Origin of the sequence: Rhizobium sp. L9, from assembly GCF_002531885.1 — a bacterium.
Taxonomy (GTDB): Bacteria; Pseudomonadota; Alphaproteobacteria; order Rhizobiales; family Rhizobiaceae; genus Rhizobium.
The window spans coordinates 61,934-84,821 of record NZ_NWSZ01000016.1 but is presented as its reverse complement, the minus strand read 5'-3'; the positions used below and the strand labels follow the sequence as shown (position 1 = coordinate 84,821).

21 protein-coding genes and 1 pseudogene are annotated in these 22,888 nt (G+C 61.7%); 16 read left to right on the top strand and 6 right to left on the bottom strand.

Going from position 1 to position 22,888, the window contains the following annotated elements; all coding sequences use genetic code 11:
* Nucleotides 1-6: 6 nt before the first annotated feature.
* Nucleotides 7-1,590, top strand: a complete 1,584-nt coding sequence (locus tag CO660_RS17270) for a DHA2 family efflux MFS transporter permease subunit (protein ID WP_097599753.1) — start codon at nucleotides 7-9, stop codon at nucleotides 1,588-1,590.
* 79 nt (nucleotides 1,591-1,669) lie between these two features.
* Here the strand turns inward: CO660_RS17270 and CO660_RS17265 are convergent, their stop codons facing one another.
* Nucleotides 1,670-2,539, bottom strand: a complete 870-nt coding sequence (locus tag CO660_RS17265; RefSeq protein ID WP_097599752.1) for an aldose 1-epimerase family protein — start codon at nucleotides 2,537-2,539, stop codon at nucleotides 1,670-1,672.
* 104 nt (nucleotides 2,540-2,643) lie between these two features.
* A complete protein-coding gene (locus CO660_RS17260; RefSeq protein ID WP_097599765.1) occupies nucleotides 2,644-2,973 on the bottom strand; it encodes a DUF6665 family protein in 330 nt (109 codons plus the stop codon).
* A 141-nt stretch (nucleotides 2,974-3,114) separates the two neighbouring features.
* Here CO660_RS17260 and CO660_RS17255 point away from each other — a divergent pair, with 141 nt between their 5' ends.
* The 5 genes and pseudogenes from CO660_RS17255 (at nucleotide 3,115) to CO660_RS17235 (ending at nucleotide 7,064) form a co-directional block, all read left to right on the top strand.
* Nucleotides 3,115-4,737, top strand: a complete 1,623-nt coding sequence (locus CO660_RS17255; protein ID WP_097599751.1) for an ABC-F family ATP-binding cassette domain-containing protein — start codon at nucleotides 3,115-3,117, stop codon at nucleotides 4,735-4,737.
* 82 nt (nucleotides 4,738-4,819) lie between these two features.
* A pseudogene (locus CO660_RS17250) lies at nucleotides 4,820-5,408 on the top strand (hypothetical protein).
* Nucleotides 5,409-5,506: 98 nt separating this feature from the next.
* Nucleotides 5,507-5,671: a DUF1328 domain-containing protein gene (locus CO660_RS17245; RefSeq protein ID WP_003571841.1), complete on the top strand. Its 165-nt coding sequence runs from the start codon at nucleotides 5,507-5,509 to the stop codon at nucleotides 5,669-5,671.
* A gap of 327 nt (nucleotides 5,672-5,998) precedes the next feature.
* Entirely contained in the window at nucleotides 5,999-6,520 is a 522-nt protein-coding gene (locus CO660_RS17240; RefSeq protein WP_011427480.1) for a DUF992 domain-containing protein, read from the top strand.
* Nucleotides 6,521-6,596: 76 nt separating this feature from the next.
* Nucleotides 6,597-7,064 carry a GNAT family N-acetyltransferase gene (locus CO660_RS17235; RefSeq protein ID WP_097599750.1) on the top strand — a complete coding sequence of 156 codons (468 nt, stop codon included), beginning with the start codon at nucleotides 6,597-6,599 and terminating at the stop codon, nucleotides 7,062-7,064.
* 53 nt (nucleotides 7,065-7,117) lie between these two features.
* Here CO660_RS17235 and CO660_RS17230 read toward each other — a convergent pair whose 3' ends face one another.
* Nucleotides 7,118-8,047, bottom strand: coding sequence for a LysR substrate-binding domain-containing protein (locus CO660_RS17230; protein WP_097599749.1), 930 nt, complete (start codon nucleotides 8,045-8,047; stop codon nucleotides 7,118-7,120).
* 73 nt (nucleotides 8,048-8,120) lie between these two features.
* Here CO660_RS17230 and CO660_RS17225 point away from each other — a divergent pair, with 73 nt between their 5' ends.
* From CO660_RS17225 to glpK, 10 genes are all read left to right on the top strand, one after another.
* A complete protein-coding gene (locus tag CO660_RS17225) occupies nucleotides 8,121-9,038 on the top strand; it encodes a DMT family transporter (protein WP_097599748.1) in 918 nt (305 codons plus the stop codon).
* 107 nt (nucleotides 9,039-9,145) lie between these two features.
* A complete protein-coding gene (locus tag CO660_RS17220) occupies nucleotides 9,146-9,919 on the top strand; it encodes a DeoR/GlpR family DNA-binding transcription regulator (RefSeq protein ID WP_085781425.1) in 774 nt (257 codons plus the stop codon).
* Nucleotides 9,920-10,039: 120 nt separating this feature from the next.
* Nucleotides 10,040-11,554 (top strand): glycerol-3-phosphate dehydrogenase, encoded by a 1,515-nt coding sequence (gene glpD, locus CO660_RS17215; RefSeq protein WP_097599747.1) that lies wholly within the window; start codon nucleotides 10,040-10,042, stop codon nucleotides 11,552-11,554.
* Between the two features lie 41 nt (nucleotides 11,555-11,595).
* Nucleotides 11,596-12,693, top strand: a complete 1,098-nt coding sequence (locus CO660_RS17210; protein ID WP_097599746.1) for an ABC transporter ATP-binding protein — start codon at nucleotides 11,596-11,598, stop codon at nucleotides 12,691-12,693.
* A gap of 9 nt (nucleotides 12,694-12,702) precedes the next feature.
* Entirely contained in the window at nucleotides 12,703-13,773 is a 1,071-nt protein-coding gene (locus CO660_RS17205) for an ABC transporter ATP-binding protein (RefSeq protein ID WP_097599745.1), read from the top strand.
* A 3-nt stretch (nucleotides 13,774-13,776) separates the two neighbouring features.
* Nucleotides 13,777-14,643 (top strand): sugar ABC transporter permease, encoded by an 867-nt coding sequence (locus tag CO660_RS17200; RefSeq protein ID WP_085781429.1) that lies wholly within the window; start codon nucleotides 13,777-13,779, stop codon nucleotides 14,641-14,643.
* A 14-nt stretch (nucleotides 14,644-14,657) separates the two neighbouring features.
* On the top strand, nucleotides 14,658-15,485 hold the full coding sequence (locus tag CO660_RS17195; RefSeq protein ID WP_097599744.1) for a carbohydrate ABC transporter permease: 828 nt from the start codon (nucleotides 14,658-14,660) through the stop codon (nucleotides 15,483-15,485).
* Between the two features lie 13 nt (nucleotides 15,486-15,498).
* Nucleotides 15,499-15,780, top strand: a complete 282-nt coding sequence (locus CO660_RS17190; RefSeq protein WP_097599743.1) for a DUF2160 family membrane protein — start codon at nucleotides 15,499-15,501, stop codon at nucleotides 15,778-15,780.
* Nucleotides 15,781-15,857: 77 nt separating this feature from the next.
* Nucleotides 15,858-17,582: an ABC transporter substrate-binding protein gene (locus CO660_RS17185; RefSeq protein ID WP_097599742.1), complete on the top strand. Its 1,725-nt coding sequence runs from the start codon at nucleotides 15,858-15,860 to the stop codon at nucleotides 17,580-17,582.
* A gap of 153 nt (nucleotides 17,583-17,735) precedes the next feature.
* Nucleotides 17,736-19,238: a glycerol kinase GlpK gene (gene glpK / locus CO660_RS17180; RefSeq protein ID WP_097599741.1), complete on the top strand. Its 1,503-nt coding sequence runs from the start codon at nucleotides 17,736-17,738 to the stop codon at nucleotides 19,236-19,238.
* 23 nt (nucleotides 19,239-19,261) lie between these two features.
* Here glpK and CO660_RS17175 read toward each other — a convergent pair whose 3' ends face one another.
* From CO660_RS17175 to CO660_RS17165, 3 genes are read right to left on the bottom strand one after another with little or no spacing between them, the layout of a single operon-like run.
* Nucleotides 19,262-20,263, bottom strand: coding sequence for an ABC transporter permease (locus tag CO660_RS17175; RefSeq protein ID WP_097599740.1), 1,002 nt, complete (start codon nucleotides 20,261-20,263; stop codon nucleotides 19,262-19,264).
* 2 nt (nucleotides 20,264-20,265) lie between these two features.
* The gene (locus CO660_RS17170; protein WP_097599739.1) at nucleotides 20,266-21,285 is read right to left on the bottom strand and encodes an ABC transporter permease; all 1,020 of its coding nucleotides are present in this window, start codon (nucleotides 21,283-21,285) and stop codon (nucleotides 20,266-20,268) included.
* On the bottom strand, nucleotides 21,275-22,825 hold the full coding sequence (locus tag CO660_RS17165) for a sugar ABC transporter ATP-binding protein (RefSeq protein WP_097599764.1): 1,551 nt from the start codon (nucleotides 22,823-22,825) through the stop codon (nucleotides 21,275-21,277). The genes CO660_RS17170 and CO660_RS17165 overlap by 11 nt, the downstream gene beginning before the upstream one ends.
* Nucleotides 22,826-22,888: the final 63 nt, after the last annotated feature.

Sequence of the window (22,888 nt, the reverse complement as noted above, 5' to 3'; positions counted from 1 at the left end):
CGTGTCATGTCCACTATCGCAGCAACAGCCGCCCCCATATCGCAGCCGGGCGCCGGCACCAAGGAATGGATCGCCGTTCTCGCCGGCATGATCGGCGCCTTCATGGCGATCCTCAACATCCAGATCACCAACGCCTCCCTCCTCGACATCGAGGGCGGCATCGGAACGGGCGTCGACAACGGCGCCTGGATATCGACATCCTACCTCATCGGGGAGATCGTCGTCATTCCGCTGACGGCCTATTTCAGCAATGTCTTCTCGTTCCGCCGCTATATCCTCGTCAATTCCATTCTCTTTCCGCTGTTTTCAATGGCTTGTGCCTTCGCGCATGATCTCGGCACGATGATCCTGCTGCGCGGCCTGCAGGGCTTTGCCGGTGGCGTACTGATCCCCATGGCCTTCACCATGGTGCTAACCAAACTGCCGAAGACCCAGCAGCCGCTGGGGCTCGCGATCTTCGCGCTGTCGGTCACTTTCGCCCCGGCCATTGGCCCGACGATCGGCGGCTACCTGACGGAGAATTATGGCTGGCAGACGATCTTCTTCATCAACACGATCCCGAGCCTCATTATGGCGGCCGCTCTCGCCCTGACGCTGGAAAAGCAGCCGATGCAGCTCCACCTTCTGAGGGAAGGCGACTGGGCCGGCATCTTTACCATGGCGGTCGGCCTCTCTGCGCTGCAGACCGTGCTGGAGGAAGGCAACAAGGAAGACTGGTTCTCCTCGCCCTTCATCGTCAAGCTCAGCCTTGTCGCCTTCGTCTTTCTCGCCGCCTTCATCTGGATCGAGCTGACGGTCAAGAAGCCGCTGGTCAAGCTGCGGCTGCTCACTCAGCGCAATTTCGGCATCGGCGTGCTGGTCAACGTCCTGGTCGGCGTCGCGCTCTTTGGCACAGTCTATATCCTGCCGCAATATCTCGGCCAGGTGCAGCGTTATAATGCCGAGCAGATCGGCAACGTGCTCGCCTGGACCGGCCTGCCGCAGCTGTTGCTTATTCCGCTGGTGCCTGTTCTCATGAAGCGTTTCGACGCCCGCTATATCGGCTTCCTCGGTATCTCGATCTTCGCGATCAGCTGCTTCATGAACATCATGCTTTCGGCCGACAATGCCGGCGACCAGTTCTGGATCCCGAATATTGTCCGTGCCGTTGGCCAGGCCCTGGTGCTGACCCCGATCACAGCAATTACGACGGCCGGCATTGCTCCATCAGATGCCGCCGCCGCCTCTGGCCTGACCAACATGCTGCGCAATCTTGGCGGCGCGGTCGGCACCGCCTCTCTCGGCACCATCCTGACGAAGCGCGAACAGTTCCATTCCAATATCATCGGTCAGTCGATTACGCTGAGCCGTGACGAAGTTCGCGATCGCCTGGGCAAGCTTTCCGGCTACTTCATCCAGCATGGCGTCACCGATCCGGCTGTCGCATCGCAAAAGGCGGTCGTTGCGATTGGCCAGATCGTCAAGCGCCAGGCATTGATCTTGGGCTTCAGCGATACTTTCGCTGTCATCGGTGTGGTGCTTGCAGTGGCGGCATTTGCCCTGCTTCTCACCAAAAAGCCTCAGGCCGGCGGCGGTGCGGGCGCCCATTGAAACCCGGACACCGCAGGAAGATCCTCAGTAGGGAAAGCCCTCCTTGCCGTCATGCGAAGGGGGGCTTCACACGTGAACGCTAATGGCCGATTTCGACCGTGAAGGCGAAACGCGCAACAGCGCCCGGTGCGAGTAGCGTCGTCGAGGGCCGTTCCGAGAGTTCGCTTGAAGCTCCGGCCTGCGCAGCCGTCCCGTGCCATGGCTCGACGCAGAGGAAGGGCGCGCCCGGCTTGGTCCAGAGAGCGAGGTTGGGCAGGTTTTCGAAACCGAAGCGCACGCTCGGCCCGTCCTCGGCACCGTAGCGCAGCCCTTCTCCCGCCCCTACAGGGAAGATCATCGCATCCTGCTCGAACATCGCATGATCCAGCACCAGCCGGCCTTTGTCGAAGGGTGAGGGCAATGGCGTTGGATTTATAAGGCCGCCCGCCAGCCGCACGAGTTCAGGCTCGCCCTGATTGTCGAGCGTGATGATGTGGGCGCGTCCGGTAGCGCCGGGCAGCGGCCAGGCGAAGGCGGAGTGGAATCCAAGCCCGAAGGGCATCGTCTTCCGGTCGCGGTTGGTCACCTCGGCGCTGACGGTCAGTGCCCGGCCTTCTACCGCATGCTCCACGGCCAGCAGGAATTCGAACGGATAGACCGCCCGGGTACTCTCCGAGGCGGCAAGCTCGTACCGGCACATCGTTGCCGCGGATGCCGCGAGGGTAAACTCGCTGCGGCGGGCAAAACCATGCTGGGCCATCGGATAGACCGTGCCGTCGATTGCGATCTTGTCGTCCGGAGCCTTGCCGACGATCGGAAACAGGATCGGCGAACGCCCGGCCCAGAAGGCGGCGTCGCCCGTCCATAGCCAGGAGCGTCCGTCGCTTGATTTAAGCGCCTGCATCTCGGCGCCGAGGGAGGAGACATCGACGGTGAGGTCCTGATTGCCGATCCGGATTGAGGCTGGCATCGCAATTCCCTTTCGTAGTTGGTACCAAGGCATCTCATTTCCGCACCGTGAGTTTCTACTCAATCGGTGAGGTTGGTAATCACACGCCAGCTGGTGCTCATTCGTTACTTCCGTATCGCGCCCAACCTTGCGATCACTTCGTTCGGAATTCCATAGCGCTGAATGGCGTCGCGGTTGTTTCTCATTCCGCAGATTTCACGCTGGATGAAGAATGCCCAGACCGCATCGGAGGCGTCATTGAGAAGCTTCTCGCGTTCCTGCGCGCTTTGGCGTTCGCCGGTCCAGGCTTTCAGGGCGGCGAGGGCCGCCTCCACCTTCAGCCCGTGACGCCCGAGTGAATCGGCGCGCTCCGACATCAGCTCGTATTCGAGGACGTTGAGGCCGTTCCTATCCTCCTGGGAGTGTCTGAAAGATTGCGGCGGCCGAACGCTCATGGGCACGGATTCCTTATCAGCGCAGGCGACAACCTTATCCAATCCGGTCTTCGAGATCGAGAGGGCAGGGCAACGGACCTTTCCTGCCATTTCCCCGCATGGTAAGGGCGCCGTAACTTTCTTTCAGGCCCATAGCAGACCATGATTCGTATCGAGAATATCAGCAAGCAGCTCAGCCACCGGATCCTCTTTATCGAGGCGTCGGCCGCTCTCAACAAAGGCGAGAAGATCGGCCTCGTCGGCCCGAACGGCGCCGGCAAGACGACGATCTTCCGGATGATCAACGGCGAAGAGCAGCCCGACGAGGGCCAGGTCTCCTGCGAGAAGGGCGTCACGATCGGCTATTTCAACCAGGACGTCGGCGAAATGGCGGGCCACAGTGCCGTCGCCGAGGTGATGAACGGCGCCGGGCCGGTCAGCGTCGTTGCCGCCGAACTGCGGGAGTTGGAGGCGGCCATGGTCGACCCCGAGAGAGCCGGCGACATGGAGGAGATCATCGAGCGCTACGGCGAGGTGCAGGCGCGTTACGAGGAGTTGGACGGTTATGCGCTCGACGGCCGAGCCCGCGAAGTGCTTGCGGGCCTGAGCTTCACCCAGGAGATGATGGACGGCGATGTCGGTGCGCTGTCGGGCGGCTGGAAGATGCGTGTGGCGCTTGCCCGCATCCTGCTGATGCGCCCTGATGTCATGCTGCTCGACGAACCGAGCAACCATCTCGATCTCGAAAGCCTGATATGGCTTGAAGAGTTCCTCAAGGGCTATGAGGGTGCGCTGCTGATGACTTCGCACGACCGCGAGTTCATGAACCGCATCGTCAACAAGATCCTCGAGATCGATGCCGGCTCGCTGACCTCTTATTCCGGCGACTATGAATTTTACGAGCAGCAGCGGGCGCAGAACGAAAAGCAGCAGCAGGCCCAGTTCGAGCGCCAGCAGGCGATGCTCGCCAAGGAAATCAAGTTCATCGAGCGGTTCAAGGCGCGCGCTTCGCATGCTTCGCAGGTGCAGAGCCGGGTGAAGAAGCTGGAGAAGATCGACCGGGTGGAGCCGCCCAAGCGCCGCCAGTCGGTCGCGTTCGAATTCCAGCCAGCGCCGCGCTCCGGCGAGGACGTGATCAGCTTGAAGAACGTCCATAAGAAATATGGCAGCCGAAGCATCTATGAGGGGCTGGATTTCATGGTGCGGCGGCGGGAACGCTGGTGCATCATGGGCATCAACGGCGCCGGCAAATCGACATTGCTGAAGCTGGTGACGGGCACCACAACGCCCGACGAAGGCAGTGTCGCTCTCGGCGCCAGCGTCAAGTTGGGTTATTTCGCCCAGCATGCGATGGATATTCTCGATGGCGAGCGCACGATCTTCCAATCGCTGGAAGATCGGTTTCCCCAGGCCGGGCAGGGGCCTTTGCGGGCGCTCGCCGGATGTTTCGGCTTTTCCGGCGACGATGTCGAGAAAAGGTGCCGGGTGCTGTCTGGCGGCGAGAAGGCCCGATTGGTCATGGCGATGATGCTGTTCGACCCGCCGAACCTGCTCGTGCTCGACGAACCGACCAACCATCTCGACCTCGACACCAAGGAAATGCTGATCAAGGCGCTGTCGCAATATGAAGGCACCATGCTGTTCGTATCCCACGACCGGCATTTCCTGGCAGCGCTCTCTAACCGGGTGCTGGAGCTGACGCCGGAGGGCATCCACCAATATGGCGGCGGCTATACGGAATATGTGGCGCGTACCGGCCACGCGGCGCCCGGACTTCGGAGCTGAACGGCTATTTTTCCGCCGGCTGTGAGGGCCGTTCATGTGAGCGAAGAATAGCGCCGGCCGATATTGCCGGCTCTCTGCCACGATGATGACCAATTTCCGTGGTGTTCGGGCCTTCTTAAAACAATCGGGGCGGGCACATCAGCATGGACTGGATCAATCGTCATATCGATCAGCCGTTATTGAACGGCGCGGCGGGCTTGCTGCGGCAGTGGCACATCCGTACGCGGCAGTCGCCGGAGCTGCTGGAGCCGACCTGGAATCTCGTCGTGCTATCCTTTCTCCTGATTGCCAGCGGACAGGTTATGACAGGCAAGCCTTTCGCGCTCAGCATCGCCGCGCTGATCATGCTGGCCCTGCCTTCAGCCAAAAAATTGCTTTCGGCGGTCAAGGCAGGCGGAAGCGCTTATGGCGCCCGGGAATACAAGTCCTCGAGGGCGCGGGCCGTCGCCAAACGGGAGGCGGAATGGTCGGTGCGGATCATCGTGCTGTTTTCATCCGCCTGCCTTCCCTTCATCGCCCGCATCGATGATCCGGTGGGCGCCTGTTTCATGCTGGGGGCAAGTGTCTGGTTCGTGCTGACCGGGCCGCTCAAGACGTATCTCGATGCGGCCGAACCTCCCGAACCGACTGAAGGCGACCGGATGTACAGCGGCGTCTTTCATTTCGGCTGAACGACGCCGATGCGACGTTCCATCTGCCAGCCATGAGGGTGAGGGAACCAAACCGGGCGGTCGCCGTTATCTCCGCAGCAACGTAAAAGGAGATTGCGATGCTTTACTACGCTCTGGTGTTTCTCGTTGTGGCCTTGATTGCCGGTGTCCTCGGATTTGGCGGCATCGCAGGGGCTTCAGCTTCCATTGCCCAGGTTCTGTTCTTCATTTTCCTGGTGTTGTTCGTCGTCTCGCTTGTCATGCGCTTCATGCGCAGAGTATAGTGAAGATTGATCAAGTATAAAGCCCGGTGATAATTATCACCGGGTTTTGCTTTTGTTGACGGCCCTCACCGGCCGGCGGAAACTCGCTTCGAGCGAATGTGCTTTTTGTGCAACCATCCCTAACAAGATCGTGAAAGGCCGCATGCAAGTCGCATATGCCTTCGAAATGTCCCAATGGGGCTGAACCGTGGGGCTGTCGCTTGCGCCCTCCCACGCGCTTTGACACGCGATGCGAAAACGGCGCCGTCCGGGATTGCTCTGCGGTCCCCTGCGATATCCGGTGCCGCCAGCCGGGTGTTCCCGTCACGATTTGAGAAGGAGAGACTTATGAAAAAAACTCTTGCGACGGCGTTTGCCGCGGTATCGTTGACGTTTGTCGGCGCGGGGGCGGCCAATGCCGCCGACCCCGTCACCAGAACCTATGAAGAGCCGGACCTGCGCAATGGCGTGAAGATCGGTTATCTCACTTGCGATATCGGCGGCGGCACGGGATATGTGCTCGGTTCGTCCAAGGAAGCCGATTGTGTCTTTCAGTCAATTGTCGGCAATGAGCTTTTCGATCACTACACCGGCGAAATTCGAAAGCTTGGCATCGATCTCGGCTTCACCACGCGCAGTCGTCTGATCTGGGCAGTGTTTGCGCCAACGGCTGGTTATCATCGAGGGTCGCTCGCCGGACTTTATGTCGGTGCCAGCGCAGAGGCGACGGTTGGTGCCGGCGTCGGCGCCAACCTCCTGGTCGGTGGCACCTCCGGTTCAATCCATCTGCAGACGGTTAGCCTGACCGGCCAGCTGGGCCTGAATGTTGCGGCCGGCAGCGCGTCGATGACACTGACCCCGGCGGATTGACGGGTTTTGTCGCCCCTGCCGCGACGCAGCGGGGGCGTCACGCGATTATTGGATTGGGCTTGCTGGCGACGAAACGATGGATATCCGAGTTGCTACGCCCGACGAGGATGAGATCCTGGTCGGGCACTATCTGAAAATCTGGGACAGCTATGGCACGCCGCCCGAACATTACAGGTCGGATGCGGTGGCGCGGATATTGTCGTTCTTGAGAAGCGGTCGCGAGGAGCGGCGCCTTGCTTCGTTCCTGGCCATTGTGGACGATGAAATCGCTGGTTCCGTATCTTGCCAGCTGCACCAATCGCCGTTTCCGGAAGTCATTCGGCCGGAACAGCGGTTGCACGGTTACATCTGGTCCGTCTATGTCGCCGAAGCCTTCCGTCGGCGCGGCATCGCTTTGGCGCTGACGAACAAGGCCGTCGAATATCTGAAATCCATCGGCTGCACGACTGCCGTCATTCATGCCTCGGATGTGGGGGAGCCGGTCTATCGGAATGCTGGCTTCGAACTGGCGAAGGAAATGCGGCTGAAGTTCCCCATGGAGTGAGCCTGCGTAGCCAAGCGCCTGCAGACGGCTGATGTGCACGGCTCGTTTTCTATTCACGCCTTCGGCTTGCCAGGTGCGATAAAGGCGTTGATCGTCGCCTCGTCATGGCCGGCTTCGCGCAGGATGCGGCTGGCGAATTCGATGGCAGGACTTCTCAATGCATCGTCCGGCCGGATCAGGTGAAATGCGACGTGGGAATCGAGGGTGCGCTGTGACACAGCGACGACCCGCCCTTCGGCAAGCGCGGCATCCGACAGCGGCGGCCGTGCGAGCGCAATGCCGAGCCCTTGGGCGCAGGCATCAATCACCAGATTGTAATCTTCGAAGCGCCGGTCCTGGCCGCGTGGCGTATAGTCGACGCCCTCACGCGCGAGCCAGCGGCGCCAGCCCTCGATATTGGAGTCGTGAAGGATCGGCAGATCGAGCAGCGAAACCGCATCCGAGCGTTGCCCGAGTCGTGCTGCCATTGCCGGTGAGGCGATCGGAAAAGATTTCTCCTGCCAGAGCGGCAGGGCGCGCACACCGGCCCATGGTCCCTTGCCGCAGCGGATGGCAAGGTCCGTGCCTTCGCCGAAGTCTGCCAGGCGGTGTTCGAGCGTCAATTCGACGTGCAGCTCATTTCCTTCGAGCTTTGCCAGGCGCGGAAACAACCATAGAGAGGCGACGGACGGAGTAACTGAAAGGCGCACTACCGCCTTGTTCGGCCGTGGCAGCCAGCGCTCGCCGGTGTTACCGAGCAGGGAAAGGGCTTCCTCGGCACGGACGAAGAAGCGCATTCCCTCCGGGGTGAGGCGCACACCGCGAGCTTCACGCGCGAAGAGCCGCACACCCATCCAGCGCTCGAGCCGCGAGACCTGCCGCGATACGGCGCCATGGGTGATTCCGCTTTCCTCGGCCGCGGCCGAAAACGATCCGAGCCGAGCGGCGCGGGCAAAGGTCTCGAGCGTATCGAGCGGGGGGAGCACTGGCGAGCTGTGAACCATGCTCACATTTGATCATCGATTGCGGTGCTTTTCAAGCATGCATCGAAAGCCTTATTCATTGTCGCAAGCACATATGGAGGTGAACATGAGCATGGCGGCAAGCGCACCAGTTTCGGCAAAACAGCAAAGCGGCTTCGATCTGATCGCCTTTGCCGCGATTGTCGTCACCATTCTCTTCTGGGCCTCTTCCTTCGTGGTGATCCGTATCTGTCTCGGGCCGCTGACGCCGATCGAACTGGCAACGGCGCGTTATGTGGCGGCAGGCGTCCTCGCCCTTTTCTATCTCGCCACCTACCGGCCGATGCCGGAAAAGCGTGACTTCCTCCGCCTCTCGGTGGCTGCCGTCCTCTTCATCGCTGCCTATGCGGTTCTCCTGAACACCGGCGAGCAGACTGTGGCGGCGGGGCCGGCGAGCTTCATCATCAATACCATGCCCGTCTTCACAGCCCTGATTGCCACATTCGTGCTCAGCGAGCGCTTCGGCCGCTGGGGGTGGGTTGGCACCGCGGTTTCCTTCGGCGGCGTGGCGCTGATTGCGCTTTCCTCCGACGGCGGCTTCAAGCTCGATCCGAACGCCGTGCTGATCCTCGGCGCAGCGCTCTGCTCGGCGATCGCCAGCGTGCTGCAGAAGCCGCTGCTCGCCCGCCTGCCGGCGCTTGCCGTCACCGCCTGGATCCTGTTGATCGGCTCCGTGCCGCTGTTTCCGGCCGTCCCGTCAACGATCCGCGCGCTGGCCGCGGCGCCGGCAGAGGTCAATTGGGGCGTTGCCTATCTCGTCATCTTCCCGACTGCGATCGGCTATCTCACTTGGGCCATCGCATTGAAGCGGCTGACGGCCGCTCGCGCCTCGAATTTTCTCTACGGCGTCCCGCCGGTCGCAACGCTGATCGGGTTCGTCTGGCTGGGCGAGACGCCGACGGCGCTGGGTGCTGCCGGCGGCGTGATGGCGATCCTTGGTGTGCTCGTCGTCAATGTGATGCGGAAAAGATAGGTGCATCGGACCGCCGCCACATCAAGGTGACGAAGTCTCGCTGACAAATAGGCATTGCGCCGCCGTTCGCTTTATTTAAAAACGAAAGCAGAGCGAAAGGGGCACCGATGTTCTTGACCGACCGACAAACTGAAATCGTGGCGATTGCGAAATCGAGCGGCAGGGTTCTGGTCGAGGAGCTTGCCTCCCGCTTTTCGGTGACGCCGCAAACGATCCGCAAGGATCTGAACGATCTCTGCGATGCCCAGGTGCTGACACGCATCCATGGCGGCGCCACGTTTCCAAGCGGAACGGAGAACGTCAAATACGAGGCGCGGCGGCAGATTGCCGCTTCCGAGAAGCAGGCAATCGGTATGGCGGCAGTCGAGCTGATCCCGAGCGGAGCCTCGCTCTTCATCAACATCGGAACGACGACGGAAGCGGTGGGCGAGGCGCTCGCCAATCATCACGAGCTGATGGTGATCACCAATAACATCAACGTTGCCAACAGGTTGCGTCTCTTTCCGGCAATCGAGGTGGTGATCGCCGGCGGCGTCGTACGCGGCTCGGACGGCGGCATCGTCGGCGAAGCGGCGGTCGATTTCATCCGCCAGTTCAAGGTCGATTATGCCGTCATCGGCGCATCAGCGATCGATATCGACGGGGCCCTTCTCGATTATGATTTTCGCGAAGTGAAGGTCGCCCAGGCGATTATTGCCAATGCCCGGCATGTCATCCTCGTTGCCGATTCGACGAAGTTCGAACGCACCGCGCCGGTCCGGATCGGCCAGCTTTCCCAGGTCCATACCTTCATCACCGACCACTGTCCGGTACCGTCGATTCGTAATCTCTGCCTCGAAAACAATGTGAAGCTGATCGAAACGAGCACCAGATCGCGTTAGTCATGCGAATGGAGCAAACATTCGTTTGACATTCGCATTCCTTTCGTTTTAACTGTTCTCACTTTCGCAATCCGCAGAATTTGTGCGATGCGAAATTGGCAGCGGGCTCGGAGGGGGCAATTGGGCCGGGAGATACACGACATATTCGTCATCGGCGGCGGCATCAACGGCTGTGGCATTGCGCGCGACGCCGTCGGGCGCGGCTATTCCGTCGCGCTGGCGGAGATGAACGATTTCGCCTCCGGCACCTCGTCCGGCGCCACCAAGCTGATTCATGGCGGCCTGCGTTATCTCGAGCATTATGAATTCCGCCTGGTGCGTGAATCGCTGATGGAGCGCGAGATCCTCTGGGCGATGGCGCCGCACATCATCTGGCCGCTGCGCTTCGTACTGCCGTATCACAAGGGCGGCATTCGCCCGGCCTGGCTGATCCGGCTCGGCCTCTTCCTTTACGATCACCTCGGCGGCCGCAAGCTGCTGCCGGCGACGTCGGTGCTCGACATGCGCAGGGATCCGGCCGGCAAGCCGCTGAAGGCGCTGTTCACCAGGGCGTTCGAATATTCCGACGGCTGGGTCGATGATGCCCGCATGGTTGTGTTGAACGCCCGCGACGCTGCCGACAAAGGGGCGACGATCATGCCGCGCACCAAAGTGGTGTCGGCGCGACGCGAGAATGGACTCTGGCACATTGAAACGACCGATACGGTCACTGGCCGCAATGACAGCCATCAGGCCCGCATGCTGATCAATGCCGCCGGTCCCTGGGTCGATCATGTCATTCGTTCCGCCTTCGGACAGAACGAGGCCCACCACGTTCGTCTCGTTCAGGGTAGCCATATCGTCGTCAGGAAGAAGTTCGACGACCCTCGTGCCTATTTCTTCCAGAATCCCGACAACCGCATCATCTTCGCCATCCCCTATGAGGGCGATTTCACCCTGATCGGCACCACCGACCGCGACTACACCGCCGATCCCAAAGATGTCCGGATCTCCGAGGAGGAGACGGTCTATCTCTGCAATGCCGCGTCGGAATATTTCAAGGACCCGGTCAGGCCGGAGGACATCGTCTGGACCTACTCGGCAGTCAGGCCGCTTTTTGACGACGGCGCCTCAAAGGCGCAGGAAGCGACGCGCGATTATGTACTGAAGCTGGAGGGCGAAGCCGGGGCCGCGCCGCTGCTCAACGTCTTCGGCGGCAAGCTCACCACCTATCGCCGGCTTTCCGAACATGCGCTGGAGAAGATCGGCGCCGCGATCGGTGTCAAGGGTGCTCCTTGGACAGCCAAAAGCCATCTGCCCGGCGGCGACTTCCCGGTCCGTGGCTACGAAGCGGAGGTCGCCGGTCTGAAGCGGCGCTATCCGTTCCTTGCCGATGCACACGCCCGCCGGCTGGTGCGCCGCTACGGCACCCGGGCTGTGACATTGCTCGGCGCTGCCCGCGGCCATGACGACCTCGGACGGCTGTTCGGCGGCGATCTCTACGAGGCTGAGGTCAAATATCTCGTCGAGCATGAATGGGCCCGGCACGCCGAAGACGTGCTGTGGAGGAGAACAAAGGATGGTCTGCGCCTATCGAAGGAGCAGGCCCAGTCACTGGAGGAGTACATGGCTGCCATACCGGCGATGGCCGGATAGGCGGCATGTGGTCCCCGCTGCGTGGAGGCAGGGGAATCGGAATGCTGGAACTGCGAAACGCCGCCAAGATGGTGGGCGCGGACTATCATATCTATCCGACCGATCTGGTCCTTGAGCGGGGCACGTTGAATGTCCTGCTCGGGCCGACGCTGTCGGGCAAGACGTCGCTGATGCGGCTGATGGCCGGGCTTGATCGTCCGACCGCCGGCTCGGTCCATTTCGACGGCGCCGATGTCACCGGCATGCCGGTGCAGAAGCGCAATGTCGCCATGGTCTACCAGCAGTTCATCAATTATCCCGCACTGACCGTATACGAGAACATTGCTTCGCCGATGCGCATCTCGGGCAAGGATGCCGCTACCATCGACCGCGAAGTGCGCAAGGCGGCCGAACTTTTGAAGCTGACGCCCTATCTCGATCGCACGCCGCTGAACCTGTCCGGCGGTCAGCAGCAGCGCACCGCGCTGGCGCGTGCGCTCGTTAAGAATGCCAGCCTCGTTCTGATGGACGAGCCGCTTGCCAACCTCGATTACAAGCTGCGCGAGGAACTGCGTGAGGAACTGCCGAAGATCTTTGCCCAATCCGGCGCGATCTTCGTCTATGCGACGACCGAACCGTCAGAGGCGCTCCTGCTCGGAGGCAACACGGCTACACTGAACGAAGGCCGGGTAACACAGTTCGGGCCGACGATCGATGTTTACCGCCGCCCCGCCGATCTCACCACAGCCGGCATTTTTGCCGATCCGCCGCTGAATATCCTCGACGTGACCAAATCGGACAACGTCTTTACGCGTCCGGGCGGAGCGGCACTTCCGGTTCCCCCGCATCTGGCTGCCGTGCCGGACGGGCCGGTGACCGTCGCATTTCACCCGCATCACCTCGGCTTCAAACCGCAGACCGGTGAGGCTGCCCGCCTGCAGGCGCGCACGCTGGTTTCGGAGATCACCGGCTCGGAGAGCTTTGTTCACCTGGACTATGACGGCGTGCGCTGGGTGATGCTCGCCCATGGCATTCACGACATCGACCCGGACATGGAGATAGAGGCCTTTCTCGACACGCGCCACCTCTTGGCCTTCGGCGCCGATGGCGGCGCCATTGCCACGATTGGCCGCGCTACCGCTGAAGCCGGAAAGGCATAGGAGAGCACAATGGCACGCATTACGCTCGACCATATCCGCCACGCCTACGGAGCTAATCCGCAGACAGAGAAGGATTATTCGCTGAAGGAAGTCGACCACGAGTGGAACGACGGCGGCGCCTATGCGCTGCTCGGCCCCTCCGGTTGCGGCAAGACCACGCTGCTAAACATCATCTCGGGTCTGCTACAGCCCTCGCACGGTCGCATCCTCTTCGACGGCAAGGATGTGACGAACCTGTCGACGCAGAGCCGCAACATCGCCCAGGTCTTCCAGTTTCCGGTCATCTACGACACCATGACCGTTTACGATAATCTCGCCTTTCCGCTGCGCAACCGCGGCGTGGCGGAGGCCGATGTCGACCGCCGCGTCCGCGACATTCTCGAGATGATCGACCTTGCCGGCTGGGCCAAGCGCAAGGCGCAAGGGCTGACGGCCGACCAGAAGCAGAAGATCTCTCTCGGCCGCGGCCTGGTGCGCAACGACGTCAACGCCATCCTGTTCGACGAGCCGCTGACCGTCATCGACCCGCATATGAAATGGGTGCTGCGCTCGCAACTAAAGCGGCTTCACAAGCAGTTCGGCTTCACCATGGTCTACGTCACCCACGACCAGACCGAGGCGCTGACTTTCGCCGAGAAGGTCGTCGTCATGTATGACGGCCAGATCGTTCAGATCGGCACGCCGGCCGAGCTTTTCGAGCGGCCGAGCCACACCTTCGTCGGCTATTTCATCGGTTCGCCCGGTATGAACGTCATGCCCGCCAGGGTCGAAGGCAGCGCCGTCAAGGTCGGAGACGAGGTTTTGACGCTGGATTACGCGCCGAAGACCGCTGGCAGTTCCAAGACCGAGCTCGGCATCCGCCCCGAATTCATCCGCCTCGGGCGGGAAGGCATGCCGGTCAACATCACCAAGGTCGAGGATATCGGCCGGCAGAAGATCGTCCGCGCCCGCTTCGCCGGCCAGCCAATTGCGATCGTCGTGCATGAGGATGCCGATATCCCCGCAGATGCCCGCGTCACCTTCGATCCGTCCGCCATCAGCATTTACGCCGACAGCTGGCGCGTCGGCAGGGAGGCCTGAGCCATGCAGAAGACGTGGAACAACAAAGCTTGGTTTCTGGTCCTGCCGGTGCTGCTGCTCGTCGCCTTTTCGGCCGTCATCCCGCTGATGACTGTTGTCAACTATTCGGTTCAGGATACGTTCGGGAATAACGAGTTCTTTTGGGCAGGCACCGACTGGTTCGTTCAGACGCTGCATTCCGACCGCTTCTGGGAAGCGCTCGAGCGCAACCTGCTCTTCTCCTTCATCATCCTGGCGCTGGAGATTCCGCTCGGCATCTTCATTGCTCTCAACATGCCGAAGAAGGGCATCGGCGTTCCGGTCTGCCTCGTTCTGATGGCGCTGCCACTGCTCATCCCGTGGAATGTCGTCGGCACTATCTGGCAGGTCTTCGGACGCGTCGATATCGGCCTGCTCGGCCATACGCTCGAGGGGCTCGGCCTCGATTACAACTACGTCCGCGATCCGGTCGACGCCTGGGTCACGGTCATCGTCATGGATGTCTGGCACTGGACGAGCCTCGTCGTGCTGCTCTGCTATGCCGGCCTCGTCTCGATCCCGGACGCCTATTATCAGGCCGCCAAGATCGACGGCGCCTCGCGCTGGTCCGTATTCCGTTACATCCAGCTTCCGAAGATGAAGCGGGTGCTGCTGATCGCCGTGCTCCTACGCTTCATGGACAGTTTCATGATCTATACCGAGCCCTTCGTCGTCACCGGCGGCGGTCCCGGCAACTCGACGACCTTCCTGTCGATCGATCTCGTGAAGATGGCCGTCGGGCAATTCGATCTCGGCCCCGCCGCGGCGATGTCGATCATCTACTTCCTGATCATCCTGTTGCTGTCATGGATCTTCTACACGGTCATGACCAGCAGCGACGCCAACGCCTGAGAAAGGAGAGATCCATGGGTTCGACAAAGAAATACAAGCCCGCCGGAAACCTCTCCTGGGTGGTTACGACGCTCTACATCCTCTTTCTGCTCCTGCCGATCTACTGGCTGATCAACATGAGCTTCAAGGAGAATGCCGAGATCACCGGCGCCTTCTCGCTGTGGCCGCAAAACCCGACGCTCCGGAACTACGCAGTCATCTTCACCGATCCGTCCTGGTATAACGGTTACATCAACTCGATCATTTACGTGGTGATGAACACTGTTATATCAGTGCTTGCGGCGCTGCCGGCGGCCTACGCTTTTTCGCGCTACCGCTTCCTCGGCGACAAGCACCTGTTCTTCTGGCTGCTCACTAACCGGATGGCGCCACCGGCGGTTTTTGCGCTGCCCTTCTTCCAACTCTATTCCGCGTTCGGCCTGATCGATACCCATATCGCCGTGGCGCTCGCCCACTGCCTGTTCAACGTGCCGCTTGCGGTCTGGATCCTCGAAGGCTTCATGTCTGGCGTGCCGAAGGAGATCGACGAAACCGCCTATATTGACGGCTACTCCTTCCCGCGCTTCTTCGTGAAGATCTTCATGCCGCTCATTGCAAGCGGGATCGGTGTCGCCGCTTTCTTCTGCTTCATGTTCTCGTGGGTCGAACTGCTGCTGGCCCGCACGCTGACGACGACCGCGGCAAAGCCGATCTCGGCGATCATGACGCGCACGGTTTCGGCGGCCGGCATGGACTGGGGCGTACTGGCGGCAGCCGGCGTGCTCACCATCATTCCCGGCGCGCTCGTCATCTATTTCGTTCGCAACTATATCGCCAAGGGCTTTGCCCTGGGCCGCGTCTGAGGAGGAGACGGTCATGAATTTTACCTGGATGGCCTGGACGCTGCCGACGGCGCTCTTCTTCCTGACGATCCTTACGCTGCTCATCGCCATGAGCGTCTGGGAATATTTTTCGCCGGGCGGCACGCCGCGCACGGGCGTGCTGCGTTTCGAGACGACGCGCGGCGACCGGCTCTTCATTTCGCTGCTTGGCGCAGCGTTCATTCATCTTGCATGGCTTGGGCTCGCTGGGCCCAACCTGTGGTGGGCTCTTGCCATTTCCGTAGTGTATGCCATCGGCGTGTTCCGCTACGTGTAACGGCAAGGAGAAGACAGATGGCCGGGGGTACTGGCCGCCTGAGACGTAACTGCAATCGCAAACCCTGGGAGGATATTATGCGACGGCACTTATTGACGACGACAGCAGGCTTGCTGCTGGCGATGACAGCATCGGCCTATGCCGGAATGGACGAGGCCAAGACGTTCCTCGACAAGGAAGTCGGCGACCTCTCGACGCTTTCCCGCGCCGACCAGGAAAAGGAAATGCAGTGGTTCGTCGATGCCGCGAAGCCCTTCGCCGGCATGGACATCAAAGTCGTTTCCGAAACGATCACCACGCATGATTATGAATCGAAGGTGCTGGCTCCGGCCTTTACCGCGATCACCGGCATCAAGGTCACCCACGATCTGATCGGCGAAGGCGATGTTGTCGAAAAGCTGCAGACGCAGATGCAGTCGGGCGAAAACATCTATGACGCCTATATCAACGACTCGGACCTGATCGGCACCCATTGGCGCTACCAGCAGGCCCGCTCGCTGACCGACTGGATGGCCAATGAAGGCAAGGATGTCACCAATCCCGGCCTCGACGTCGACGACTTCATCGGCAAATCGTTCACGACAGCGCCTGATGGCAAGCTCTACCAGCTGCCGGACCAGCAGTTCGCGAACCTCTATTGGTTCCGTTACGACTGGTTCAACGACGAGAAGAACAAGGCGGACTTCAAGGCGAAGTACGGCTACGATCTCGGCGTGCCGGTCAACTGGTCGGCCTATGAGGATATCGCCGAGTTCTTCACCGGCCGCGAGATCGATGGCAAGAAGGTCTACGGCCACATGGACTACGGCAAGAAGGACCCATCGCTAGGCTGGCGCTTCACCGATGCCTGGCTGTCGATGGCCGGCAACGGCGACAAGGGCATTCCGAACGGCAAGCCGGTCGACGAATGGGGTATCAAGGTCGACGAGAACTCCCGTCCGGTCGGTTCGTGCGTTGCGCGCGGCGGCGATACCAACGGCCCGGCAGCGGTCTATTCGATCCAGAAGTATCTGGACTGGATGAAGGCTTATGCACCGGCTGCCGCTCAGGGCATGACCTTCTCCGAATCCGGACCGGTCCCGTCGCAAGGTGAAATTGCCCAGCAGATGTTCACCTACACGGCCTTCACGGCCGACTTCGTCAAGGAAGGCCTGCCGGTCGTCAATGCCGACGGCACACCGAAATGGCGTTTTGCCCCGAGCCCGCATGGCGTCTACTGGAAAGACGGCATGAAGCTCGGCTATCAGGATGCCGGCTCCTGGACGCTGATGAAGTCCACGCCTGTCGATCGCGCCAAGGCGGCCTGGCTCTATGCCCAGTTCGTCACTTCCAAGACTGTCGACGTGAAGAAGAGCCACATGGGCCTCACCTTCATCCGCCAGTCGACGCTGGATCATAAGTCCTTCACCGATCGCGCGCCGAAGCTCGGCGGCCTGATCGAATTCTACCGTTCGCCGGCCCGCCTGCAGTGGTCGCCGACCGGTACGAACGTTCCTGACTATCCGAAGCTCGCGCAGCTGTGGTGGCAGGCGATCGGTGACGCCTCCTCCGGCGCCAAGACGGCACAGGAAGCGATGGACTCGCTTTGCTCCGAACAGGAAAAGGTGCTGCAGCGCCTGGAACGCGCCAAGGTACAGGGCGATATCGGCCCCAAACTCGCCGAAGAGCATGATCTCGCATATTGGAATGCCGATGCGGTGAAGAAGGGCAACCTGGCACCGCAGCTGAAGATCGAGAACGAGAAGGAAAAGCCGCTTACCGTCAACTACGACGAACTCGTCAAGAGCTGGCAGAAGAAGTAAGGCGGACCCGGCCGGAGGCGACAAGGTCTCCGGCCATCACTTCCTGCCACCGGCTTCAAGCCGGTGGCACCACACAATCTTTCTCTCATTAAACCTGGCGTCCTGCCGCCGAGCGGCGGGCTGAGCGGTTTCGTGCGAGCTGGAGATGGATGTATGAGCGGCTATATTCTTTCGATCGACCAGGGCACGACGTCTTCACGCGCCATCATCTTCGATGGCGACATGAAAATGGCCGGCTCGGCGCAGGCGGAGATCACCCAATATTATCCGCAGCCCGGATGGGTGGAGCATGACGCCGCCGAAATCTGGCAGTCTGTCATCGACACGGTGCGGAGCGCGATCGCCGATGCCGGTCTTGGTGCCGCCGACGTCACCGCGATCGGCATCACCAACCAGCGTGAGACCGCGGTCGTCTGGGATCGCAGGTCCGGCACGCCGCTTCACCGCGCGATCGTCTGGCAGGACAGGCGCACGGCCGAAATGTGCGAGAGCCTGAAGGCGGACGGGTATGAGAAGCTGTTCAGCGCCAAGACCGGCCTGCTGCTCGACCCCTATTTCTCCGGAACGAAGCTGCGCTGGCTGCTCGACAATGTCGATGGCCTGCGCGAAAGGGCGGAGGCGGGCGAGGTCTGCTTCGGCACGATCGACAGCTGGCTGATCTACAAGCTGACCGGCGGCCGTGTGCATGCCACCGATGCGACCAATGCCTCGCGAACGCTGCTCTATAATATCGATGACGGCGCCTGGGACGAGGAGCTTCTCGGCATTCTCGGCATTCCCTCAGCCATGCTTCCCGAGGTCAAGGAATGCGCCGATGATTTCGGCCGGGTCGACGAGGCTCTGTTCGGGGCCGCGCTACCGATCCTCGGTGTCGCCGGCGACCAGCAGGCGGCGGCCGTGGGCAATGCCTGCTTTGACCCCGGCATGATGAAATCCACCTATGGCACCGGCTGCTTCGCCCTGCTCAACACCGGCCGGGACCGCGTTTCCTCCTCCAACCGGATGCTGACGACCATTGCCTGCCGGCTTGATGGCGAGACGACCTATGCACTCGAAGGCTCGATTTTCATTGCGGGTGCGGCCGTGCAATGGCTGCGCGACGGCCTCGGCATCATCAGCCAGGCTTCCGAGGCTGGGGTTCTGGCCACCAAAGCAGACCCCGGACAGCAGGTCTATATCGTTCCGGCTTTCACCGGCCTCGGCGCGCCCTATTGGGATCCGGCCGCGCGCGGCGCGATCTTCGGCCTGACGCGCAACAGCGGCCCGGCGGAATTTGCCCGCGCGGTGCTTGAATCCGTCGCCTATCAGACGCTCGACCTGCTGGTGGCGATGAAGAAGGACTGGGGCGCCAACCAGTTGGAAACCGTGCTGCGCGTCGATGGTGGCATGGCGGCTTCGGATTGGACGATGCAGTGCCTGGCAGACATCACGGGAAATCCCGTCGACCGCTCGGCCATCCGCGAGACGACGGCGCTCGGAGCCGCCTGGCTCGCCGGTTCGAAGGCCGGCATCTGGCCCGGCAAGCGCGATTTTGCGAAGGCCTGGGCCTGCGACCGCCGCTTCAGCCCGTTGATGGAAGAGACCGAGCGGCAGGGCAAGATCATCGGCTGGAAAAACGCCGTATCGCGAATGATTTCGGAAAGCTCGGCGGGCTGACATATCCGCGGATACGGCAGCTCCTATGCGCGGCCGGCGGCTTTCCTGTTGATGAAGCTCAGGGCGAGCACGGCAAAGATCAGCGTGCCCGTGCCGACCTGCTGCCAGTAGAAATTAAGATCGGTCAACAGCAGCCCGTTGGCGACGATGCTGAGCAGCAGCACGCCGAGGACAGTGCCGCCGACGTTCGGCCGCCCAAGCGGGCTGAGAGTCGTGCCGATGAAGGTCGCGCCGATGGCATTCAGCAGGAAGGCATTGCCGGAGGAGGGGATATAGACGGCAACGGTCGCCGTCAGGATCAAGCCGGCGACAGCCGCGATCAAGCCGACGATGACGAAGGTAGCGGCAATATGGGCCGATGCCGCGATGCCGGAATAGCGAACGACGGCCGGCTGGATGCCGATCGACAGGATGACGCGGCCGAAACGCGTTCGGGCAAAGACAACCGCGGCAGCAGCTATGATGAGGATCGCGACCGCGAGCGGCACCGGAAAGCCGCCGATCGTGCCGTGGCCGAGAACGCGGAAAGCTTCCGGCACACCGCTCGGCGACAGGTAGACCGGGTTGCCGCCATTGGTCAGCAATTGCTGGACGCTGCGGCCGATGAACAGCGTGCCGAGCGTTGCAAGGAAGGGGGAGACACCGATCCCTGAGATTAGCAGCGCGTTGAAGGCACCGACGAGTGCTCCTGCCGCTAGTCCGGCAAGGGCGGCAATCGCCACCGGCTGACCTGCCAGCACGAGGGAGACGAAGGCGAAGCTCGCAAAATCCATCGCCGTTCCCACAGAGAGATCGATGCCGCCCGAGGAGACGGCGAAGGTCATGGCGATGGAAACGATGGCAAGCAGCGTGAAATTGTTGACCAGGACGCTCTGGAGGTTGGCAAGCGTCAGAAATGTCGGCGTTGCCGCGGAGAAGATGGCGGACACCGCGACGAGCGCGAGGACGAGCCCGTAGCGCGCCGCGCCGGCAGCGATGAGGCGCGGCAGGTCGGTGACGGCAGGTGTCGACGTCTGGAGCGACATGATCAGGCCTCCCGCCGGCGCAACAGGGTGGTCGCGGAGACCACGATGAGAATGAGCAAGCCCTGGATGCCGCTGACCAGCGTGCTCGAAATGTTGAGCAGCTGGAAGCCGTTGGTGAGGAAGCCGACCAACAGAGCCGAGAGGAAAGTGCCGGCCATCGTGGGAACCAGCCGGCGCGAAAAGACCGAACCGAGCAAAGCGGTGACGACGACGGGCAGCAGCATCTCGCCGGAGCCGGTCGTGCTGCCGCTCAGATAGGAAACCGACAGGATACCGGCAATGCCGCCGGACACGCCGCTGGCGATGAACGCGCCTGATAGTAGCCGGCGAAGCGGCAGGCCGGCGGCGCGCGCCGCCTCCGGGAACTCGCCGACGGCATAAAGACGCAGGCCAAGCGGCGTATACTGGACGATGGCCGTTGCAAGTGCCGTGAAGCCGAGAAGCACATAGGCAAGAACCGGCAGGCCCAGGGGATCAGACGCCGAAAGAGCGGAGAGAAAGGGAGTGGAGGCGGGCAGGACGGTATTCTGGGTCAGCACCAGTTCCAGGCCGGCAACGACGTTCATCACGGCAAGCGTGGCCAGCAACGGAACGATGCCGGCATAGACGACGGCAACGGCATTGACAGTGCCGATCAGCGCCCCGGTCCCGATTGCCGCCGAGGCCGCCGCCGCGTCGCCGTAGCCGAGTTGGGTCAAGGTGGCGTAGACGGCGGCGCTGAGGCCCATATTGGCCCCGAGCGAGAGATCGATGCCGCCGGTGACGACGTTGGAGCCGCCGGCAATCAGAACAACCGTCAGCCCGATGGCGAGTACGCCTGATATGGCGGATTGGCCGAGCACGTTGCCGATATTGCCGACACTGAGGAAGTAAGGTGCGGTGAGCGAGAAGACGATCAGAATGGCTGCAAAAGCGATCAGTGATCCGAAACGCAGCGCCGCAGCCGCGATGTTGCCGGCCGGCCGGGGAGGCGGTTCTATTGCCGAAAAGCCGGCAGGCGCGAATTCCACTTCAGCCGACACGGCGCTGTCCCTCCGACGACCCGGTCGATTCCGCCAGCACGGCATCCGCGGTGGTCTCCGACGAGATGAATTCTCGCACCACACGACCGCGGAAAAGCACGAGGATACGATCGGTGATGCCGATGAGTTCGGGCAGATCCGAAGACAGCACGATGACGCCGGCGCCCCGCGCCGCAAGTTCGCCGATCAGTGTGTAGATCTCGACCTTAGAGCCGATATCAACGCCGACCGTCGGCTCGTCGAGGAGATAGACTTCGGAGTGCCGGCTCAGCCACTTGGCGATCGCCACCTTCTGCTGGTTGCCGCCCGAGAGCGTGCGCAGAAGCGCATTGCGCCCGCTGGCTTTCACCTGCAGCCGCGTGATCAGGGCATCGATCTCGCGCTGCTCGCGCTTGCGATGGAGAAAGCCGAAGCGCGTGAAGCGGGCGAGGCTGGAAAGGCTGGTATTCTCGGCAACACTGAGATCGAGCGCAATGCCATGGCGGCGCCGATCTTCCGGCACCAGCGCGATCTCGTGGCCGGCAGCCTGCGTCGGATTGGCAAGACGAGCCGGTTTGCCGTTGATTTCGATGCGGCCGGAAGATGGTGACTCCAGACCGAAGAGAGCACGAACCAGTTCCTTTGCGCCGGAGCCGAGCAGGCCGGTGAGGCCGAGCACCTCGCCGCGGCGAAGCGAGAAGCTGATGTCGCTGTATTTTCCCGGCGCCGACAGCTGCTCGACGTTGAGGATCTCGTCACCGGGCGCGACCTCAGGCTTCGGAAACATCTCCTTGATATCCCGCTCGACCATCAGCCGGGCGATCGCCGCGGCCGAAGTCTCGCCGATCGGCACGGAAGCGACATCAAGTCCGTTGCGCAGCACGGTGACGTGATCGCAGAGTTCCTCGATTTCGTTCAGGTAGTGCGAGATGTAGACGATGGTTACGCCTTCATCGCGCAGGCGGCGGATCAGCCGGAAGAGAATATCGGCCTCGCGGCGCACCAGTGCCGCCGTCGGCTCGTCGAACACGAGCACCTTCGGCTGATTGAGGAGCGCACGGGTGATCTGGACGATCTGCTTTTCGGCCGTCGACAATTCGCCGATCAGGGCAGTGTTTGGCAATCGGACGCCGAAATAGTCGTTGAGGATTTCGGAAGCGCGGCGCTGCATCAGCCGCCGGTCGAGGAAAGGCGTGCCCGATATACGCGGCTCCCGGCCGAGGAACAGCGCTTCACCGACGGTGAAGGTCGGCACCAGCAGCCGATCCTGGTGAATGAAGTGAATGCCGAGCGCTTCGGCAAGATGCGGCGTCAGCCTGTCGAACGTCTGTCCTTCGATCTCGATCCGCCCGTCATCCGGCTGATGGAGGCCGGCAAGCAGCTTGATCAGCGTCGACTTGCCGGCACCATTCTGCCCGACAAGACCGTGGATCGTTCCGCGCTTTACGATCAGCGACGCGCCTGCCAACGCCTGCGCGCCGCCGAAACGTTTGACGATGCCTTCGAAGCGGATGATGTCGTCTCGCGCCGTCACCGGCTGCTTGAAGGAAATGGCAGTCATGCAATCCATCCCGACGTGGTGGCCAATCTTGAGCGGTCCGGCATGGCCGGACCGTCCATCAGG

What these genes read in the sequence shown, in the direction of transcription:
- CO660_RS17190 (WP_097599743.1), top strand. Translation starts at nt 15,499, where the DNA reads ATGAATTTTACCTGGATGGCCTGGACGCTGCCGACGGCGCTCTTCTTC.
- CO660_RS17185 (WP_097599742.1), top strand. Translation starts at nt 15,858, where the DNA reads ATGCGACGGCACTTATTGACGACGACAGCAGGCTTGCTGCTGGCGATG.
- CO660_RS17210 (WP_097599746.1), top strand. Translation starts at nt 11,596, where the DNA reads ATGCTGGAACTGCGAAACGCCGCCAAGATGGTGGGCGCGGACTATCAT.
- CO660_RS17235 (WP_097599750.1), top strand. Translation starts at nt 6,597, where the DNA reads ATGGATATCCGAGTTGCTACGCCCGACGAGGATGAGATCCTGGTCGGG.
- CO660_RS17225 (WP_097599748.1), top strand. Translation starts at nt 8,121, where the DNA reads ATGGAGGTGAACATGAGCATGGCGGCAAGCGCACCAGTTTCGGCAAAA.
- CO660_RS17205 (WP_097599745.1), top strand. Translation starts at nt 12,703, where the DNA reads ATGGCACGCATTACGCTCGACCATATCCGCCACGCCTACGGAGCTAAT.
- CO660_RS17255 (WP_097599751.1), top strand. Translation starts at nt 3,115, where the DNA reads ATGATTCGTATCGAGAATATCAGCAAGCAGCTCAGCCACCGGATCCTC.
- glpK (WP_097599741.1), top strand. Translation starts at nt 17,736, where the DNA reads ATGAGCGGCTATATTCTTTCGATCGACCAGGGCACGACGTCTTCACGC.
- CO660_RS17230 (WP_097599749.1), bottom strand. Translation starts at nt 8,047, where the DNA reads ATGGTTCACAGCTCGCCAGTGCTCCCCCCGCTCGATACGCTCGAGACC.
- CO660_RS17265 (WP_097599752.1), bottom strand. Translation starts at nt 2,539, where the DNA reads ATGCCAGCCTCAATCCGGATCGGCAATCAGGACCTCACCGTCGATGTC.
- CO660_RS17175 (WP_097599740.1), bottom strand. Translation starts at nt 20,263, where the DNA reads ATGTCGCTCCAGACGTCGACACCTGCCGTCACCGACCTGCCGCGCCTC.
- CO660_RS17240 (WP_011427480.1), top strand. Translation starts at nt 5,999, where the DNA reads ATGAAAAAAACTCTTGCGACGGCGTTTGCCGCGGTATCGTTGACGTTT.
- CO660_RS17270 (WP_097599753.1), top strand. Translation starts at nt 7, where the DNA reads ATGTCCACTATCGCAGCAACAGCCGCCCCCATATCGCAGCCGGGCGCC.
- CO660_RS17245 (WP_003571841.1), top strand. Translation starts at nt 5,507, where the DNA reads ATGCTTTACTACGCTCTGGTGTTTCTCGTTGTGGCCTTGATTGCCGGT.
- CO660_RS17200 (WP_085781429.1), top strand. Translation starts at nt 13,777, where the DNA reads ATGCAGAAGACGTGGAACAACAAAGCTTGGTTTCTGGTCCTGCCGGTG.
- CO660_RS17195 (WP_097599744.1), top strand. Translation starts at nt 14,658, where the DNA reads ATGGGTTCGACAAAGAAATACAAGCCCGCCGGAAACCTCTCCTGGGTG.
- CO660_RS17165 (WP_097599764.1), bottom strand. Translation starts at nt 22,825, where the DNA reads ATGACTGCCATTTCCTTCAAGCAGCCGGTGACGGCGCGAGACGACATC.
- CO660_RS17260 (WP_097599765.1), bottom strand. Translation starts at nt 2,973, where the DNA reads ATGAGCGTTCGGCCGCCGCAATCTTTCAGACACTCCCAGGAGGATAGG.
- CO660_RS17220 (WP_085781425.1), top strand. Translation starts at nt 9,146, where the DNA reads ATGTTCTTGACCGACCGACAAACTGAAATCGTGGCGATTGCGAAATCG.